The organism is Pseudonocardia endophytica (genome assembly GCF_004339565.1).
GTDB lineage: Bacteria > Actinomycetota > Actinomycetes > Mycobacteriales > Pseudonocardiaceae > Pseudonocardia > Pseudonocardia endophytica.
On the sequence record NZ_SMFZ01000001.1, the window covers coordinates 1,467,981 to 1,486,470 of the forward strand.

At 75.4% G+C, this 18,490-nt stretch carries 18 protein-coding genes; 11 read left to right on the forward strand and 7 right to left on the reverse strand.

The window, feature by feature from the left end:
- The first annotated feature begins 146 nt into the window (after positions 1-146).
- A complete protein-coding gene (locus tag EV378_RS06565) occupies positions 147-1,796 on the forward strand; it encodes an L-lactate permease (RefSeq protein WP_132427511.1) in 1,650 nt (549 codons plus the stop codon).
- Between the two features lie 128 nt (positions 1,797-1,924).
- Positions 1,925-3,505, forward strand: coding sequence for a hypothetical protein (locus EV378_RS06570; protein ID WP_132421805.1), 1,581 nt, complete (start codon positions 1,925-1,927; stop codon positions 3,503-3,505).
- A 63-nt stretch (positions 3,506-3,568) separates the two neighbouring features.
- On the opposite strand, the gene EV378_RS06575 is transcribed toward EV378_RS06570, so the two are convergent.
- A complete protein-coding gene (locus EV378_RS06575; protein WP_132421806.1) occupies positions 3,569-3,892 on the reverse strand; it encodes a hypothetical protein in 324 nt (107 codons plus the stop codon).
- 149 nt (positions 3,893-4,041) lie between these two features.
- Between EV378_RS06575 and EV378_RS06580 the strand changes: the two genes are divergently transcribed.
- A complete protein-coding gene (locus EV378_RS06580) occupies positions 4,042-4,344 on the forward strand; it encodes a hypothetical protein (RefSeq protein ID WP_132421807.1) in 303 nt (100 codons plus the stop codon).
- Between the two features lie 7 nt (positions 4,345-4,351).
- Here EV378_RS06580 and EV378_RS06585 read toward each other — a convergent pair whose 3' ends face one another.
- A complete protein-coding gene (locus EV378_RS06585; RefSeq protein WP_243653316.1) occupies positions 4,352-5,344 on the reverse strand; it encodes a thiamine-phosphate kinase in 993 nt (330 codons plus the stop codon).
- A gap of 93 nt (positions 5,345-5,437) precedes the next feature.
- Between EV378_RS06585 and EV378_RS06590 the strand changes: the two genes are divergently transcribed.
- Entirely contained in the window at positions 5,438-5,674 is a 237-nt protein-coding gene (locus EV378_RS06590) for an Lrp/AsnC family transcriptional regulator (RefSeq protein WP_132427515.1), read from the forward strand.
- Positions 5,675-5,676: 2 nt separating this feature from the next.
- Positions 5,677-6,228 carry a DUF3515 domain-containing protein gene (locus EV378_RS06595; RefSeq protein WP_165922163.1) on the forward strand — a complete coding sequence of 184 codons (552 nt, stop codon included), beginning with the start codon at positions 5,677-5,679 and terminating at the stop codon, positions 6,226-6,228.
- 10 nt (positions 6,229-6,238) lie between these two features.
- Here EV378_RS06595 and EV378_RS06600 read toward each other — a convergent pair whose 3' ends face one another.
- Positions 6,239-7,366, reverse strand: coding sequence for a D-alanine--D-alanine ligase family protein (locus tag EV378_RS06600; protein WP_132421811.1), 1,128 nt, complete (start codon positions 7,364-7,366; stop codon positions 6,239-6,241).
- 128 nt (positions 7,367-7,494) lie between these two features.
- The gene (gene pdxR, locus EV378_RS06605) at positions 7,495-8,877 is read right to left on the reverse strand and encodes a MocR-like pyridoxine biosynthesis transcription factor PdxR (RefSeq protein WP_132421813.1); all 1,383 of its coding nucleotides are present in this window, start codon (positions 8,875-8,877) and stop codon (positions 7,495-7,497) included.
- Between the two features lie 72 nt (positions 8,878-8,949).
- Here pdxR and EV378_RS06610 point away from each other — a divergent pair, with 72 nt between their 5' ends.
- From EV378_RS06610 to EV378_RS06630, 5 genes are all read left to right on the forward strand, one after another.
- On the forward strand, positions 8,950-9,612 hold the full coding sequence (locus EV378_RS06610) for a pyridoxamine 5'-phosphate oxidase family protein (protein ID WP_132421815.1): 663 nt from the start codon (positions 8,950-8,952) through the stop codon (positions 9,610-9,612).
- Between the two features lie 16 nt (positions 9,613-9,628).
- Entirely contained in the window at positions 9,629-10,672 is a 1,044-nt protein-coding gene (locus tag EV378_RS06615; protein WP_243653317.1) for a mechanosensitive ion channel family protein, read from the forward strand.
- 27 nt (positions 10,673-10,699) lie between these two features.
- The gene (locus EV378_RS06620) at positions 10,700-11,083 is read left to right on the forward strand and encodes a globin (protein ID WP_279389596.1); all 384 of its coding nucleotides are present in this window, start codon (positions 10,700-10,702) and stop codon (positions 11,081-11,083) included.
- 31 nt (positions 11,084-11,114) lie between these two features.
- Positions 11,115-12,482 carry an alpha-amylase family glycosyl hydrolase gene (locus EV378_RS06625; RefSeq protein WP_132421819.1) on the forward strand — a complete coding sequence of 456 codons (1,368 nt, stop codon included), beginning with the start codon at positions 11,115-11,117 and terminating at the stop codon, positions 12,480-12,482.
- 104 nt (positions 12,483-12,586) lie between these two features.
- Positions 12,587-13,804, forward strand: coding sequence for a hypothetical protein (locus tag EV378_RS06630; RefSeq protein ID WP_132421821.1), 1,218 nt, complete (start codon positions 12,587-12,589; stop codon positions 13,802-13,804).
- A gap of 156 nt (positions 13,805-13,960) precedes the next feature.
- Here EV378_RS06630 and EV378_RS36190 read toward each other — a convergent pair whose 3' ends face one another.
- On the reverse strand, positions 13,961-14,440 hold the full coding sequence (locus EV378_RS36190) for a hypothetical protein (RefSeq protein WP_132421823.1): 480 nt from the start codon (positions 14,438-14,440) through the stop codon (positions 13,961-13,963).
- A gap of 30 nt (positions 14,441-14,470) precedes the next feature.
- On the opposite strand from EV378_RS36190, the gene EV378_RS06640 reads away from it, so the two are divergent.
- Positions 14,471-17,326, forward strand: a complete 2,856-nt coding sequence (locus EV378_RS06640) for a YncE family protein (RefSeq protein WP_132421825.1) — start codon at positions 14,471-14,473, stop codon at positions 17,324-17,326.
- A 30-nt stretch (positions 17,327-17,356) separates the two neighbouring features.
- Here EV378_RS06640 and EV378_RS06645 read toward each other — a convergent pair whose 3' ends face one another.
- On the reverse strand, positions 17,357-18,022 hold the full coding sequence (locus EV378_RS06645) for a DUF8185 domain-containing protein (RefSeq protein WP_132421827.1): 666 nt from the start codon (positions 18,020-18,022) through the stop codon (positions 17,357-17,359).
- On the reverse strand, positions 18,019-18,456 hold the full coding sequence (locus tag EV378_RS06650) for an acyl-CoA thioesterase (protein ID WP_132421829.1): 438 nt from the start codon (positions 18,454-18,456) through the stop codon (positions 18,019-18,021). Before EV378_RS06650 ends, EV378_RS06645 begins: the two co-directional genes overlap by 4 nt.
- Positions 18,457-18,490: the final 34 nt, after the last annotated feature.

Below are 18,490 nucleotides of genomic sequence, written 5' to 3' on the forward strand. Positions count from 1 at the left end.
GTCCGACGCGCGCCGTTCGGGCGCCTCGGCGGTCCGAACACCGGAGCACACCGGGGACCACGGACACGCGCACGGTGGGAGATCGTCTGCGCCGCAGCGGATGCCGTGACCACGACCGGGTGACACACTCGTGGCCCATGACGGGAATGTCCGCGACGTCGGGGATCGTCCTGGCCGCCTACCAGCAGGACCCGCAGGCGGTCGGCGGCTCGCTCGCCTGGTCGGCGCTGCTGTCGGTGCTGCCGCTGGCCACGGTGTTCGTGCTGCTGGGCGTCGTGCGGGTGAAGGCCCAGTGGGCCGCGCTGTCCGGGCTCGTGGTGTCCCTGGTCGTCGCCGTCGTCGGGTTCGCGATGCCGGTCGGCCAGGCCGTGCTCGCGGCGACGCACGGGGCCGTGTTCGGCGTGTTCCCGATCCTCTGGATCGTGGTCAACGCGCTCTGGGTCTACAACATGACCGTCGCGACCGGGCACTTCGACGTGCTGCGGCGCAGCTTCGGCGCGCTGTCCTCGGACACCCGCACGCAGGCGATCCTGATCGCGTTCTGCTTCGGCGGCCTGCTGGAGGCGCTGGCCGGGTTCGGCGCTCCGGTGGCGATCACCGCGGTCATGCTCGTCGCGCTCGGGTTCCGGCCGATGAAGGCGGCGATCGTCGCGCTCGTCGCGAACACCGCGCCGGTCGCGTTCGGCGCGATGGGTGTCCCGGTGATCACGCTGGCCCGGGTCAGCGGTCTGCCTCTGGACCAGGTCGCCTCCGTCGTCGGGCGCCAGACACCGATCCTGGCGCTGTTCGTGCCGCTCGTCCTCGTGTTCCTCGTCGACGGACGGCGCGGCGTGCGCGAGGCGTGGGTCCCCGCGCTGGCCGGCGGTGTGGCGTTCGCGGTCGCCCAGTTCGCGACGTCGAACTTCGTCTCGGTGGAGCTGACCGACATCGTCGCGTCACTGGTCGGCGCGATCGTGATCGTCGGGCTGGCGCGGCTGCAGCCGAACGCGGTGTGGGCCGCGCGCGAGCCCGCCGTCGCGGCCGGAGGTGGTCCCGGTGCCGCACCCGCGCCGGACTCCCCTGCCGAGGTGCGCCGGGCGTACGCGCCGTACGTGATCATCGTCGCGGTGTTCGCGCTGGCCCAGGTGCCGGGGCTCAAGGATGCGATCGACTCGTTGAAGATCGCCTTCTCGTGGCCGGGCCTGGACGTCGTCGACCCGGCCGGCAAGCCGCACTCGACGACGCAGTTCTCGCTGACCTGGCTGTCCACGGCCGGGACGCTGATGGTGATCGCCGGGGTGATCGTCGCGATCGTGCTGCGGGTGGGCGCGGGGCGGGCGCTCGCCACCTGGTGGCGCACGGCCGTCGAGCTGCGCTGGGCGATCGTGACCGTGATGTCGGTGCTCGCGCTGGCCTACGTGATGAACGCGTCCGCGCAGACCACCGCGATCGGGCTGCTGATCGCCGGGGCGGGCGGCGCGCTCGCGTTCCTGTCGCCGGTGCTCGGCTGGTTCGCGGTGGCCGTCACCGGCTCGGACACGTCGGCGAACGCGCTGTTCGGCTCGCTGCAGGTGACGGCGGCGAACACGGCGGGCCTGCCGCCGGACCTGCTCGCCGCGGCCAACTCCTCCGGCGGCGTGCTGGGCAAGATGCTGTCGCCGCAGAACCTGACGATCGCGGCCGTCGCGGTCGGGATCGAGGGCCAGGAGGGCGTGCTGCTGCGACGGGTGCTGGGCTGGAGCCTGGGCATGCTGCTCGTCCTCGCGGCCGTCATCGCGCTGCAGGCGACCCCCGTGCTGGGCTGGATGTTGCCCTGACCGTCCGCCGACCCGTCGTCGTGCATCACCCGTCGGAATGACGTCGGCTCGGTGACAACGCGCGGGCGACGTGCGATAACTCATCTGTGGAGGGTGGGCGGCAGGAGACCGGCGGGGAGCCGCCGCCGGTGTCCACGCTCACGCGCGGCCGCCACGCGCGCGTCCGGGAGGCCCCGCTGCCCTCCCCCGACCGCCCGTTCCGCCGCCGAGCCGCGCAGCACGAACTCGACGCCGACGCGTTCGACGACCGTCCGACCGATCTCATCCCCCGCCAGCAGAGCGGCCGCCACCAGCTGTTCGCGCCGGTGCACGGCCCCGCCCGTCACCGCAGGGCGGTGCCGCCGACCGCCGTCGCCGCCGCGGTCGGGGTGCTCGTCGGCGCGACCGTGTTCGCCGTCGTCGGGCGGGCGATGGTCGACGACGCGTACATCACGCTGACCTACGCCCGCACGCTCGGGATCTACGGCGAGTGGGGCGTCTACCCGGGTGTCCCGTCGAACACGGCGACCTCGCCGTTGAACGTGCTGCTCCTCGGCGGCGTCACCGCGGTGGTGCGGGACGCCGTGACGGCGACCGGCGTCCTGCTCGCGATCTGCTACGGGCTCGTCGCGGCGTGGTTGACGAAGATCGGCGTCCGGATCGGGATGCCGGCGTGGCGGGCGCCCGCCGCCGGGCTGGCGCTGCTCGCCACGTCACCGCTGATGCTGTCGACGGTCGGGCTGGAGTCCACGCTGGCCCTCACGCTGATCGTCGGCGTCACGGAGCGGGTGTCGGCGCGCGCGCCGTGGGCCGCGGGGCTGCTCGCCGGCCTGCTGGTGATCACGCGTCCGGACCTGGGCGCGGTCGCGCTCGTCGCCGTCGTCGTGAGCGGGCGGGACTGGTGGCGCACCGCGCTCGGGGCGACGGCCGTGACGCTGCCCTGGCTGGCCTGGTCGTGGTACCTGCTCGGGTCGGCGATCCCGGACACGCTCATGGTCAAGAGCGGCATCCACTGGGGACCGTGGAGCTTCGCCAACGGTCCGGGGCTGTGGTCGGAGAAGTTCCCGACGGCGACGGTCCTGATCGCGATTCCGACGCTCGTCGGGCTCGTCGCGCTGCCGTTCTGGCTCGTCCGGCCCGAGCTGCGCCGGATCGGTGCGGTGATCGGGTTCGGGGCGCTCGCGCACGCCGGGGCCATGACCGCGCTCAGCGTGGCGCCGTTCCACTGGTACTACGCGCCGTCGACCGGGGCTCTGACCCTGCTGGCCGCGCTGACCTGCGCGCGGATCCCGCGCGTCGCCGTCGCGGCCGCCCCGGTCGTGGCACTCGCCGCCGTGTGCGCCGGGCTGGTCGTGGCGTCCGGGGTCCCACCGCTGACGTCGAACTGGGCAACGGCGGCGCAGTACGAGCGGATCGCCCGACAGCTCCCCCGCGGCGCGACGATCGAGTCCCCCGGCGAGGTCGGCACGCTCGCCTACTACTGCCGCTGCCGGGTCCTCGACGGGCTCGCCGACCGCGGGTCGATCTCCGCCTCGCTGCGCACGCGCGTGGACGAGGCCACCGGCTTCGGCGGGGCGCTGCTGCGGCTCAACTACTTGAACTTCGAGCCGGTCCGCCCGGTGCCGCGGGACATGCGGATGACGACGAAGATCGTGCCGTCCGGCACGGGCGCCCCGATGGGCACGGCGTGGGGCCCGGACCGCACCTGGGCGCTGGCACCCGTGCGCTGATCACCCGTCGGGGAGCGGAGCGGTCGCCGGGCGAACGGACCGCTCCACAACCGCTGATCACCGTCAGCCCAGGCGCCGCCGCCGCGGCCGGACCGGCGGGTGTCCACGGCCACGGCGCCACGCCGTCGGGCTGGCCGGCCAGGACCGCGAGAGGCGCCCGCCGTCGTCGACGTCGGCGGGCTCCGGTTCCGGCGGCTCGTCCGACGGACGCACGTCCCGCCGCAACGCGCCCATCTCGGCGCGCAGGCGCGCGATCTCCCACTTGCGGTCCGAGTGCGCCCGGGTCAGCGCATCGAGTCGCCGGGAGAGCACGGCGACCACCGCCCCCAGCACGACGACGACGGCCAGCGCGAGCCACGCGACGGTCGCGACGACCGGTGAGGACATGGCTCCGCTCCGTCGACTCGGCGGCGGCCCGACACCGCCCGTGTCACGTACGGTAACCGTCATCCGGCCGGAAACGGGTCCCGAACGTGGCCGTGAGCACGTTCACCGCCCCGGCATCGTTGCGGGCGAGGCGACTACGCTGGGGCCACATGGAGGAGATCTCCCCGCCGGGTAACGGCGTCGACACGGAGAGCGATAGCGAGGTCGTGCAGGAGACCCCGACGACCACGCCCGACCCGCGCCAGTTCCCCCCGACCCTCGTCGCCATGGACCCGCCGACGCTCCCCGCGGCCGACGGTCTGGCGCCCCCGCACCGCACCACGGACAACCGCGGCCCGACCGACCTCCCGTCGATCCGCCCGTACCCGGAGCCGCAACGCTCGGTACCGGGGCACCCCGCGCTGCGCAAGGCCCTGCGCCGGGTGTTCCTGTTCTGGCGCAAGGAGTCCTGACCTCACCTCACGCCGGCGGGAAATGCCGCCAGCCCGGCTCGCCCTCGTGGGCCGCGCCGTCGACGAGGACGGCCGGGTCGCCGTCGGACACCTGACCGACGGGCGTGAAGCCCTCGGGCAACGCCGTGTCCGGCGCGAACGTCGCGGCCAGCGCGTGGTCCTCGCCGCCGGTGAGGATCCAGTCCAGCGGGTCGGCGCCGAGCGCGGAGGCGATCTCGCCGAGCCGGTACGGGACGGCGAACGCGGCGCGGTCCAGCTCGATCCGGACGCCGGAGGCGCTCGCCACGTGCCCGAGGTCGGCCAGCAGGCCGTCCGAGACGTCGATCATCGACGTGGCACCCGCCCGCGCGGCCGCCGGTCCGGCCGCGTAGGGCGGCTGCGGCGTCCGCTGGGCGTCGACGAGCACGGCGGGCGACCGGAACCCGCGCCCGAGCACGGCGAGCCCGGCGGCGGCCCAGCCGAGCCGCCCGGCCACGGCGACGACGTCGCCCGGACGCGCCCCGCCCCGGGTCACCGGCTCCCGGCCCTCCAGCGAGCCGAGCGCGGTCACCGCGACGACCATCGTCGACGCCGAGCTGAGGTCCCCACCGACCACACCGGCGCCCGCGACGTCCGCCTCGGCCCACAGCCCGTCGGCGATCCCGGCGGCGACGGCGGCGGGCGTCGAGGCCGGACAGGCCAGCCCGACGAGCAGCGCCGTCGGCACCGCACCCATCGCGACGACGTCGGAGAGGTTGACGGCGGCCGCCTTGCGCCCGATCTGCTCCGGCGACGACCAGTCCAGCCGGAAGTGCACGCCCTGCACGAGCACGTCGGTCGTCGCGACGACGCGGCCGTCCCCCGCGGCGACGACGGCGGCGTCGTCGCCGGGACCCAGCAACGTCGTCGGCGGCTGGCGACGTCCGCTGGTCACGCGCGTGATCAGGCCGAACTCCCCGACCTCCGACAGTGAGACGTCCGCCTCGGTTCCGCCGGGCGGGGTGATCGGCGACGTCGGCACGGGGCGACCTCCGGTACGTTCTGCTTCCGAACTTCGGACTTCCTGCCGGTCCACCTTCCGGCAGCCACACCCGTGATCGGAAAGGGGCACGCCGTGGTGCAGGCATACATCCTGGTGCAGACGGAGGTCGGGAAGGCCGCGGCAGTGGCGTCCCAGATCGGCGAGCTGCCGGGGGTGCTGTCCGCCGAGGACGTCACCGGGCCGTACGACGTGATCGTGCGGGCGGAGGCGGACGACGTCGACGAGCTGGGCCGACTGGTCGTCGCGCGGGTGCAGAACGTCAACGGGATCACCCGGACGCTGACCTGCCCCGTGGTCAAGCTGGGCTGACCGTGCCGAAGACCGGTCTCCCCCGCGGCCCACTGCTGCTGGCCGTGGCGCTCCCCGTGCTGCTCGCCGTCGTCGTGGCGGTGATCGCCCTGGTGAGCCCGGACGTCCCGGACCCGAACGAGCCGGACACCAGCCCGCTGGACGTGGGCACGGTCGCCGCGCCGGACGCGGGCTCGACGGCGTGCAGCTCCGTGCTGGACGCGGTGAACGGCTTCATGCCGTCCGAGGGCGGGACGCTCGGGCCGCGCCGGATCGAGCCGGCCGTCGTCGGGGTCCGCGCGTGGGCGGCGGCGCCCGCGCCGGTCGTGCTGCGCTGCGGCGTGCCGCGACCGGCGGCGCTCGGCCCGTCGTCGCCGCTGCTCGTGGTGAACGGCGTGAACTGGCTCCCGCTGCCGGAGAGCGGAGGCCCGTCGAGCTCGACGACGTACGCGGTGGTCGACCGGGAGGTCTACCTGACCGTGTCGGCGCCCGCCGAGGCCGGGTCCGGCCCGCTGCAGCGGGTGTCCGACGCGGTCACCGCGTCCCTGCCGCAGCGGCCCGTCCAGGTGCGCTGACCCGGGCCCCTCAGCGCAGGCCCGTGCCGCGCGCGACGGCCGTGTCCACCAGTACGGACAGCAGCTCGCGGTAGTCCAGCCCGGTCACCGCCCACATCTTCGGGAACGCCGAGCTGGGCGTGAACCCGGGCATCGTGTTGACCTCGTTGACGGTGATCTCGGGCGTGCGGGAGGGATCGCTGTCGTCCACGAAGAAGTCGACGCGCGCGAGCCCCTGCACGTCCAGCGCGCGGAACGCGGTGACCGCCTGGGACCGGAGTGCCTCGACGGTCTCGTCGTCGATCTTGGCGGGGATGTCGAGCTCGGAGACGTCGAGGTACTTGGACTCGAAGTCGTAGAACTCGCCGCCGTAGCTCAGCTCGGCGGGCAGGCTGGCGCGGACCGTGCCGTCCGGGAACTCCAGCACCGCGCACTCGATCTCGCGGCCCGGCACCGCGGCCTCGACGAGCACCTTCGGGTCGTGCTCGCGGGCGGCGGCGATCGCGGCGTCCAGCGCGGCCGGGTCGACCACCCGGGTCACGCCCATCGAGGACCCGGCGCGGGCCGGTTTCACGAACAGCGGCAGGCCGAGGCGGTCCCGGTCGGCGAACCCGACGTCGGTGCCCGGCCGCAGCACGACGCCGTCGGCGACCCGCAGACCCTCGGCGCGGAGCAGCTTCTTCGCGAACTCCTTGTCCATGCCGACGGCGCTGGCCAGCACGCCGGCGCCGACGTAGGGCACGCCGGCCATCTCGAGCAGGCCCTGGATCGTGCCGTCCTCGCCGAACGCGCCGTGCAGCACCGGGAACACGACGTCGACGTCCCCGAGCGCCTCGCCGGCGCGCGCGGTGTCGACACTCGCTCCGCCCGCGCCCCGCTCGGTGTCCAGCCGGACCAGACCGCGCGACGGCTCCGCGGGGAACACGACGGCGTCCGCCGAACCGTCGACCTCGGGCAGCTCGCGGCCGTGGATGGCCAGCCGCTCCGGGTCACCGGGTCCGACGACCCACGCCCCGTCGCGCGCGATCCCGACCGGTACCGCCTCGAAGCGGTCCGGGTCGAGATGCGTCAGCACGCTGCCTGCGGAGACGCACGAGATCGCGTGCTCGGAGCTGCGCCCGCCGAACACCACGGCGACCCGAACCTTGCCCTCGGTCATGAACGACGAGGGTAGGCGTCTCCCGGCCGGGTCCCCCGACCCCACCCCCCCGCGACCCGGCCCCCGGGGTGATCGGGAACCGCGGCGGATCCCGGCCGTGGGTGGCCGGTATCCGCCGCACGCGCCGATCACCGGGTCGCCGTGAGTGTGGCGGCGAGGTGACCCAGCGCGACGGTGAGGCCGTCGCGGGTGTGCGCCGCGTAGCCGACGACGAGGCCCGGCCGGTGCCAGCCGCCCGAGTGCAGGTGGTCGGCCAGTCCGACGGCGTGCACGCCGCGGGCGCCCAGCTCGGTGACGACCTGGCGTTCGAGGTCGGGGGCGTCGACCGGCGGCCGGAGCACGACGTGCGCGCCGGCCGCCTCCCCGGTCACCGACCAGCCCGTCGGCTCCACCGCCTCCCGCAGCAGGTCGCGCCGGGCTCGCATCTCGCGCCGCAGCCGTCGCAGATGGCGGGCGAGGTCACCGTGCGCGGCGAACGCGGCGAACACCCGCTGCCCGGCGGGCGACGGGCGGGTGCCGGTCCGCGAGCGCAGGTCCAGCATCGCGTCCCGGATCGCCGGTGGCGCGACCATCCAGCCCGCTCCGACCGTCTGGCTGAGGATCTTGCTGGCGGTGCCGAGGTGCACGACGACCTCGGGCGCCAGGGACGCCAGCAGCGGGAGCGGGGCGACGTCGTAGCGGAGCTCGCCGTCGTAGTCGTCCTCGATCACGAGCAGGTTCTCGGCGCGGGCCCGTTCCACGAGTGCCACCCGGCGCGACGCGGCCAGCCGCGACCCGAGCGGGAACTGGTGGGCCGGGGTGCAGTAGACGGCGACGCACCCGTCCGGGATCGCGTCGACGTCCATCCCGGCCTCGTCCACCGGGACCCCGACGACGTCGCAGCCGGCCGCCCGCAGCGCGGTCACGGCACGTACGTAACCGGGCTCCTCGACGGCGACCAGCGCCCCGGGACCGAGCACCCTCCCGAGCTCGGCGACCGCGGCCGAGCTCCCGGCCGTCGCGAGCAGGTCGGGGGCGCCCGCCGGGAGACCGCGGTGGCGCAGCAGGTGCTCGGCCACCGCCGCCCGGAACGCGGGCGACCCGGCCGGCACCGGCTCGTCGTCGACCGGCGGGTCGGCGGCCGCCCGCCAGGCACGGCGCCACGCGGCCGGGTCCAGCACGTCGACGCACGGCCGCCCGGCCGCCAGCGACAGCGCGGGCCGCTCGCCGTCCTCGCCCGGCGCGGCGGTGCGGACCGGCGGCGGCCGCGATCCGGCCGTCGGTGCGGCGGTCACGAACGTCCCGGCGCCGGTGCGGCCGCGCACCCAGCCCTCGGCGAGCAGCTGGTCGTAGGCGGCGGCGGTGACCGTGCGGCTCACGCCGAGCTCGGCGGCCATGGCACGGGTCGACGGCAGCCGGTCACCGGGTCGCAGGGCGCCGCGCACGGCGGCCTCGCGCACGCCGTCGGCCAGCTGGACGGCCAGCGGCGTGACCGAGGCACGGTCGAGCGGGACGGGCGGGACCTCGACCACGCCGATCGGCCTCCTCGATCCGTGCGGAAATGGCCGTTCCACGATGCCACTTCCCGCGCGAGGGTGTGCCCCATGACCGAGACGCTCTCCCCCACCCCGCGCAGCACGCTCGGGAGGCACGCCGAACGCGGCCGCTCCGAACGCTCCGAGCTCCACGACGTGCTCGACGCCGGTCTCGTCTGTCACCTCGGCTTCGTGGCGGACGGCGCGCCGGTCGTCCTCCCCACCGCGTACGGACGCGACGGCGACGTCCTCTACCTGCACGGATCGTCCGGCGCGCGGTATCTGACGGGCGACGAGATGCCTGCCTGCGTCACGGTCACCCACCTCGACGGCATCGTGCACGCCCGCGCCGTGTTCAGCTTCTCGATGAACTACCGCAGTGCCGTCGCGCACGGCGTGGCCCGCCGGGTCACCGACTCCGACGAGAAGCTGCGCGGGCTGCGCGTGATCGTCGAGCACCTCACGCCGGGCGCGTGGGACCACGCCCGCCCACCCACCCGTCGCGAGCTCGCCGCGACCTCCGTCCTGGCCCTCGATCTCGGTGAGGCGAGCGTCAAGGTCCGCTCCGGACCGCCCGCCGACGAGGACGACGACGTGGCGTCGGACGCGGCGTGGGCGGGCGTCGTACCGGTCCGCACGGTGTTCGGGACACCGGAGCCTGCCCCGGACCTGCGCGCCACCCGGGACGTCCCCTCGCACGTCGCGGACCGCGCGGACCGCGCCACGGGGTGACGTACTCTCGCGCCACGTGAGCACGTCCGAACCGTCCCAGGGGATCCCGTTCCAGGACCTGCCGATCCCCGGCGAGAACCCGCCGGCCTGCGCGTCCGACGCCGGGTCGTGGTGCGCGACGTTCTACCGCTACACGCACAACGACGTGCTGTCCCGCTCGGCGGACACGCTGATGGACCGCGCGATCACGATCCTCGTGATCGTCGTGGTCGCGGTCGTGGTCCGGTGGCTCGCCCACCGGGCGATCACCCGGCTCGTCGAGGGCGCCACCGACGGGTCGTTCACGAAGCTGCTCGGCCGCGCGCCGAAGCGGCTGCGCACGGCGGCCGCGCCGCTGATCACGCAGCGCCGGGCGCAGCGGGCGAAGACGATCGGTTCGGTGCTGCGCTCGATCATCTCGGCGGTCGTGCTGCTGGTGGCGTTCGTGATGGTGCTGGCCGAGTTCGGCGTCGCGCTGGCACCGATCCTCGCCTCGGCGGGCGTCCTCGGCATCGCGGTCGGCTTCGGTGCGCAGAACCTGGTGCGCGACTTCCTGTCCGGCATGTTCATGCTGCTCGAGGACCAGTACGGCGTCGGCGACATCGTCGACCTCGGCGAGGCGAACGGCACGGTCGAGGCCGTCGGTCTGCGGATCACCACGCTCCGCGACATCCGTGGCACGGTCTGGTATGTCCGCAACGGCGAGATCCTGCGTGTCGGGAACAAGAGCCAGGGCTACGCGATCGCGATGATCGACCTCCCGGTGGCGCACAACGCGGACATGGAGGAGGTCACCGAGCTGGCCGGCTCGACGGCGGCGGAGCGGGCGTCCCGCGAGGACCTGGTGGAGGACGTGCTGGAGGCGCCCGAGGTGCTGGGCGTCGAGCGCATCACCTCGGAGGGCGTCGTGCTGCGGGTGACCGTGCGGGTCCAGCCGGGCCGCCAGTGGGCCGTGCAGCGGGCGCTGAACGCGGCGATCACCGACGCGTTCGACGACCACGACATCCCGCGGCCGGCGTTCCCCGGTCTGGGCAACGGCGGCACCCAGAGCCCGGACGGCACCACCCCGACCGCACCGTGACCGATCCCGATGGGCGACGATGACCCCGTGAGTGCCCCGCAGAACTTCTACGCCGAGGTGGGCGGGCATCCGGTGTTCCACCGGATCGTGGCCCGGTTCTACGAGCAGGTCGCCGAGGACGAGATTCTGCGCCCGCTCTACCCGGAGGAGGACCTCGGTCCCGCCGAGGACCGGCTGCGCATGTTCCTCGAGCAGTACTGGGGCGGCCCGCGCACGTACTCCGACCAACGCGGTCACCCTCGGTTACGGATGCGACACATGCCGTTCAAGGTCGGCCCCATCGAGCGCGACGCGTGGCTGCGCTGCATGAAGGTGGCCGTCGACGAGGCGGACCTGGACGACCCCCACCGTGAGCAACTGTGGCACTACCTGCAGTACGCGGCCGCGAGTATGGTGAATTCGGACTTCTGATCGCACCCGTGCGCAGGCATCATGACGTTCTGTGAGCTGGTGGCGTGACGCGGTGGTCTACGCCGTCGACGTGCGCGCCTTCACCGAGCAGGGCCTGGACGGGGTGCGGGAACGGCTCGGCTACCTGGAGCTGCTCGACGTCGACGCCGTCGCGCTCGGGCCGTCGGCCGTCTGCGGCCCTGGCGGCGAGCCACCCGCGCCGCCGGATCCGCTCGCGCGGCTGACCGACCGGGCGCGCGCCGCGGGCCTGCGGGTGCTCACCGGCCTGGCCCCCGGCCACGTCACGACCGACCACGAGTGGTTCCGCGAGGCCCTGCACTCCGATCCCGGCTCCGCGGCCCGGGAACGGCTGCACGTCCGCCGCGGGCGCGGTCCCAGCGGTTCGCTGCCGCCGACCGGATGGCGCGATCTCGCCGGCGGGCCCGCCTGGTCCCGGCTGGGGTCCGGTGAGGACTGGTACCTGCACCTGCCGGGGCCGGGACTGCCGGACGTGAACTGGGCCGACCCCGAGGTGTGGGCGGAGACCGAGAAGGCGATCCGCTCCTGGTGCGACCGCGGCGTCGACGGGCTCTGGATCGACGGCGCGCACCTGCTGAGCCCTCGGCCGTCGTTCGACGAGGACCCCCGGCCGGACGAGCGGGGACCGTTGTCCGAGCCGGACGACCCGCGCACGGACCTGCCCGGCGTACACGAGGCGCACCGCACGGTCCGCGCCGTGCTCGACCACTACCCCGGGCGGATCGCCGCGGCGGGCGTCGACGTCGCCGACCCGGAGCGGTTCGCCGCCTACGGGCGACCGGACGAGCTGCACCTGGCCGTGCAGCAGGGGCTGCGGTACGTGCCGTTCGACGCCGGGCGCATCCGGGAGGTCGTCGACGGGTCGCTGCGGGCGACGCGGGCCTCGGGTGCGACGCCCGGCTGGTCGCTGTGCCGCCCGGGCGACGCGCGTGCCGCGACCCGCTTCGGCGGCCGGGACCGTGCGCGGGCGATGGCGTTGCTGCTGCTCGCGCTCCCGGGTACCGCGGTGCTCGACGCCGGCGAGGAGTTGTGCCTGCCCGGCTGGGGCACCCCGGTGCCCGGCGTGGCCCGCGAGCCGTTCGCGTGGGCCGAGGCCCAGACCCAGCTGGAGGACCCGACCTCGGCGCTCTCCCTGCACCGCCGCGCACTGGAGCTGCGACGGACGCACCCCGGTTTCACGTCCGTGGCCGGCACCGACGAGCTGGAGTGGTTCGGCGCACCGGACGGCTGTCTCGCGTTCCGGCGCCCCGGCTCGTCGCTCGTGTGCGCGCTGAACACCTCCGCCGCTCCGGTCCCGCTGCCGCCCGGGGAACTGCTGATCTCCAGCCGCTCCGCTCCTGTGGACGTCCTTCCGGCGTACAGCTCTGCCTGGTTGACCTGATTTCCGTCACCGTGAGCCACGAGCGTCGTTGAGCCGGGCGATGCGTCACTCCGATGGAGGGACGAGACGGAATGCGACTCCTACGGGCGGTTACCGTGCACGCAATGTCATCCCGCCGGCCTGAGGCGGATCCGACGAGCTCCGACCCCACGACGACCGGCGACGCGCCGGCCCGGCACTCGCTCGGCCCGCAGATCGCGGCCGTGCCGGATCCCGCGCCGCTGCGCCCGGCAGGCGATCGGCACGTCGTGGAGCGACCCGATGCCACCGAGGGCATGCCCGGCGCCTGGTTCGCCGTCGTGCTGCGCGGTTACGACCGTGCCCAGGTGGATGCCCGCCTGGCCGAGCTGGACCGGCGGATCCGCGACGAGATCGTGCGCGCCGACACCGCGGAGGCGGCGGTCGCGACGGCGCGGGCACACGTGCGCCGTCTGCAGGACTCGGGCACGCCGGGCGCCGAGGACCGCGGTTTCGGGCAGCGCGTCGAGCGGGTGCTCAACGCCGCCGAGCACGAGGCGGCCGCACTGCGGGCGAAGGCGTCCGACGAGGCGTCCGCGCTGCTCGACAAGGCCCGCGCGGACGCGGAGCGGGCGCGCAAGCAGACCGAGGAGGCCCTGCTCGGCCGGGCGGCGAAGCTCGACGACGAGTTCACCTCCCGCAGCTCCGCACTCGACGCGCGGGAGCAGGAGGTCGACCGGATCGTCGAACGCGCGCGTGCCGAGGCCGAGGAGATCCGCGCCGAGGCCGAGCGGCGCGCCGCCGAGGAGACCGCCGCCGCCGAGAGCCGTGCCGCCGACCTGCTGCGCGAGGCCGAGCGGACGATCGAGCGGCAGCGGGCGGACGCCACCCGTGACATCGGCCGGATGGCCGCCCTGCGGGACGAGGTCCGCCAGGAGCTGGCCCGCCTGCACGGCCTGCTCCGCGGTGAGCTCGACGAGCACAGCGTCCCCGCGGAGCTCGGGAGCGTGAGCGGGGTCGACACCGCCGTCGAGGATCTCGACGACGTCCGATCCGACGCGTCCGCGGACGAGCGGAGCGGGCGGGACGACGACCGGGTGAGCACCGCGGTCGGCGCGATCCCGCCGTTCACGACGTCCTCGATCGGCGTCCTGCCGTTCGGCGACCGGTCGGCGGGCGGCCCGGCCAACGGGAGGTCCTTCGCGTTCGGACTCGTTCCGGGCATGCGGGCCGACGACGCCGACGACCCGCACGGGACCGACGAGGCGGGCACGGCCCGGACCAGCGACGACGCGGCGGACCACGATCCGGTGGCGGGCGGGACACCCACCCGGTCCACGATGCCGAGCCGGGGGCGTCGATAATCGGGTCTCGATGAGCCCCCGACCATCGCTCCCCGCATGACGTCGCCGGCCGGCCCGCCGGACGGTGACGTCGACGGGGCAGGCGACCCCCCGCAGCAGGACCCGTCCGGGCTCGGCGAGGCCATTCGCACCGGACGCGTCCCGATCGTGCCCGGATCACTCGTCGAGCTCGTCATGCAGTCCGGGATCTCCTCGGCCGAGGAGCAGGACGCCGCTGACGGTGCCGACCGTGTCGACCGTGTCGACCGTGTCGACCGTGTCGACCGTGTCGACCGTGTCGACCGTGTCGACCGTGTCGACCGTGTCGACCGTGTCGACCGTGTCGACCGTGTCGACCGTGTCGACCGTGTCGACCGTGTCGACCGTGTCGACCGTGTCGACCGTGTCGACCGTGTCGACCGTGCTGCCGACCGGGCCGCCGGAGCCGCCGGACCGCCCCGCGCGGAGGACGCCACCGACACCCGCGACCCGTCGCCACCGGGCGAGGTCGCGCGCGCCGAACCCGTCGCCACGGCCGACACCGTCGAGGATGCCGATCTCGGCGACCTGGGCGACGACCCGTTGGGCGTCGGACCGGTGGACGTCGGTCCCCCCACGGGACCCACGCCCCCATCGTCCGGGGCGGAGCGTACGCACGGCGACCCCCCGGAGGCGGGCGACACGCCGTTGCGTGATCGGTCGGACGATTCCGGCGCCACCCCGGCCACCGCGCCAGGCGACGTCGTCCCGCCGCCGATCGCGCCCCCGCCCGCCCGCGTTCCCGACCCGGAGACGGGTCCGACGCGGGAGGCCGCGTGGCACGACCCGGGCGGCGGCTCCTCGCCGGAGGACCCGGCCGGTGTGGACGACGACGAGAGCCCGTCGAAGCGGTGGCCGTTGTTCGGGGCGCGCCCGGACCGGGCCCCCGGCGACGGGCCGGAGACCGACGTGCTGCCCGGCATGGCGTTCGGACGGGTGCCGGGCCGGTACCCGTCCGCGGACCCGGTCACGTCGACCGGCCGGACCACGATGCCGGGCAGGCGGCGCACCGACCCGGTCGCCGACACCCCTGCTCCCCCGCCACGACCCACGATGCCGGGCCGGCCGGGGCCGCGCGGGCCCGTCGAGGACGAGCCGCCGCTCTCGGCGCCTCCCCCGGAGCACGCTCCCGCCGCCGACCGGGGCCGGACGACCGACGACGTGGCCGGGTTCCGTCCGACCGCACGTCCGGCCACTCCGGAGCGCGACGTGTCGGCGTCGGCGACGACCAATGTGATGCCGGCCGTCACCGACGACGGTCCGTCGGACCCCGACAGGACCGACGAGGCCGGCTACGACGCGGACACCCGGACATGGTCGCCCGGCCACGACCCCGCGGGCGCCGCGGACACCGCACGTGGCGGGGACGCGGGCGGACGGGCACCGGCCGGGCCGCGCCCCTACGCCGTCGGCGACGCCGACCCGTCCGCTCCGGTGCGCGGCAACGGCGGGGACGCCAGTGGCTGGGCACCGGCCGGATCACGCCCGTTCACCGACGGCGACGCCGACCCGTCCGGCCCGGCGCGTGGCAACGGCGGGGACGCCAGTGGCTGGGCACCGGCCGCGCCGCGCCCGTACACGAACGGCACCGTCGGCCCCGTGCCGGCGAACGGTGCCCGGGGCCCCCAGGCGTTCCGTCCCACGGCGCCGGACGGCACCGGACGGTTCGGCGACCCCCGCACCACCGGGCCGCAGTCCCCGGATCCCCGGCCGACCGGATCCCGGCCGTCCGGTCTGCAGAGCACCGGCCCCCAGCCGGGCGGCGCGCAGACGCCTGGCCCGCAGACGCCCGGACCACAGACGCCCGGACCACAGCCACCTGGACCGCAGCCCGCCGGCCCGCCGGCTGGGCCGTACCCGGCCGACCAGCGCCACGGCCACCGGTCGACAGGACCCCAGCCGGCCGGACCCCAGCCGAGCGGCACGGCCGGGTGGGCCCCACCGGCCACCGGTGCGCGCCCCGGCGAGCACACGAACGGCGCCGTCGACGCGACCGGGGCCCTGCGTCCGGCCGCGCCCGGGCGTCCGGACTCCGACCGGACGGCCGGCCCAGTGCCCGGCGGGACCGACACGCCGGACACGCGGGAGCAGGTGCGTCGCCCCGCCCCGGACGCGACGGTCGCCGCCCCGGCGGCGGGATCGGACGCGCCGGATGTGGCGCGGAACGGGCCGCAGGCGGCACCGGACGGGACCGGCACGCCGGAGGCGACCGGAGCGACGGAGGCGACCGGAGCGGCGACGGCCACCGCGACCGCAGCGACGACCGGCACGGCGGGCACGGTCGCGGCGGCCGGCGCCGCGGAGGCCGGGACGGCGGGGGCGGCCGGAACCGAGGCGGCCACCGGTGGGGCGGCTGCCGTGGAGCCTCCGGCGAGGAAGACCACCCCGCCGCGCGACGCGATCATGTCCGCGAAGCCGCGGCACGGGCGCGGGGTGTCCCTCGGCGGCCTCGCGATCGGTATGGCCGCGATCCTGCTGGCTGCACTGACGATCTGGGCGATCGTCGCCCCGTCCACTCCGGACCCGCAGCCGGCCGGGGCGGGGTCGGCCGCGGAGTCCCCTGCGGCGCAGGCACTCCGGCCCGTGGACACGCCGCCCGCCGCGAGCCGCGCCGACCCGACCGTCCGGGCCACCGTGCCGGTCGCGCAGCGGCCGGAGGACGTCGCGGTCTCGCCCGGCGGACGGTTCGCCTACCTCGCGGTGCAGGACGCACCGCGGCTCGTCGTCCTGGACGCGTCCACCGACGCCGTGGCCGGCGAGATCCCGCTGCCCGGGCCGCCGCGGTTCGTCTCGATGTCCCCGGACGGCGCCCGCGCCTACGTCAGCATGTCCGACGACGGCGCCGCGGTGAACCTGCTCGGTGTCGTCGACGTCGTCGCGAACAAGCTGCTGTCGACCATGCCGGTCGACCCGAACCCGACGGGTGTCGTCCCGTCGACGGACGGCCGCTTCGTCTACCTGGCCGGGCGCGGGTCCGGCAAGGTCGACGAGATCGACCCGGTCGCCGGCGTCCAGACCCGGTCCGTCCCGGTATCCCGCGACCCGTACGCCGTCGCCCCCTCCCCCGAAGGGGACCGCCTCTACGTCGCCAACCACGGGTCCGGCCAGCTGACCGTCGTCGACCCGAACACGCTCGGCGTCCTCGGCACCTACCCGGTCACCGGCGACGCCCAGGCCGTCGCCGCCTCCCCCACCGCGGGCCAGGTCGCCGTCGCAGGCCCGGACACCGACCGCGTCGCCGTGCTCGACCCGACCGACGGGCGCGAGATCGCCTCGGTCCGCGTCGACGGTCCGCCGACCGCGCTCGCGTTCGCCCCTGACGGGCGGCACCTCTACGTCACCGTGGGCGACACGCTGACCGTCGTCGACACCGGGTCCTGGACCGAGGCCGGCAGCGCACCGGTCGGCCCGAATCCCACCTCGATCGCCGTCTCCCCGGACGGGCGGACGGCGTGGGTCACGAACTCCGGCGGCGGTTCCGTCTCCGTCGTGACACTGGCCTGACGGCTCGTACCGTAGACCGGGCCCGACGGCTCACACCGTCAGCAGCGGCAGCGACGTGAGCCTCCTGCGCACGACGGCGCCGTAGCGCGCGTCGAGACGCACCCACGATCCCGTCGCGGACACGCGCACGACCGGGTCGGGGCCGGCCGCGTCGGCGTCGACGGCCGTCCCGCGTCCGCTCCGCTCGCCGAGGAACCCCATCCCGGACATCGCGAACAGCACCCGCATCGGCACCTTCACCGGCCGCGCCGCGCCGGCGGAGACCGTCAGCACGGTCTGGTCGAGCAGCGACGCCGGTGGCCCCATCGGGCCGGCGTGTTCGCGGGCCAGAGCGATCCCGCGGTCGGCGAGCCCGTCGAGCTCGGCGACCGGGACGTCGTCGATCCGCTCCCACCCGTCGTCCGGAGGCAGCTCCCCGGACCAGATCCCGCCCGACGGGCCCGGATCGACCGCCTCCGCACGCTCCACCGCCAGCGCCGTGAGCAGCGCCGACGCCGGCACCGTCTGTTGTGCGGGCTCCATCGACCCGGCCACCGAGCGCGTCACGAGCACGTCGAACGGGGTGTGCGCCCACGCCGTCACGCGCCCGCCGGCACCGCGCAGCCGCACGGCCCCGGCCTGGTCGAGCCGCACGACGCGGGCGGTGAACGCGCCCAGGTCGTCGCGCGCGGCCGTGTCGGCCAGCCGGAGGGTCACGACGCCGCCTCGCCCGTGTCCGGCACGTACCGCTGCAGGAAGGCGCGCTCGTCGGCGTCCATCCGGCGGACGTTGCCGCTGCGCAGGTCGTAGAGCGCCATCCCGGTGGACGCGCGCACGGCGACCGGGTCGGTCTCGTCCGGACCGTCGTGCAACGCGTAGTCGATGGTGAACGACGCGGCCCGTACGTCCCGGACCGTCATCGTCACCCGGAGCGGCTCCGGCCGGTAGGCGATCTGCCGTTTGTACCCGACCTCCAGCCGTGCGACGAGCAGCCCGTCGGCGAACCCGGTCAGGCTCTCGCGGCCGGCCTGGGTGAACGCGAGCTCGATGCGCGCCTCCTCGAGCAGCGTGACCACGCGGGCGTGGTTCACGTGCCGGTAGGCGTCCAGATCGGTCCAGCGCAACGCGACGGAGGTGACGAACGGCGACACGTCGTGCAGCCTCTCAGATCGCCCCTCCGGGGGA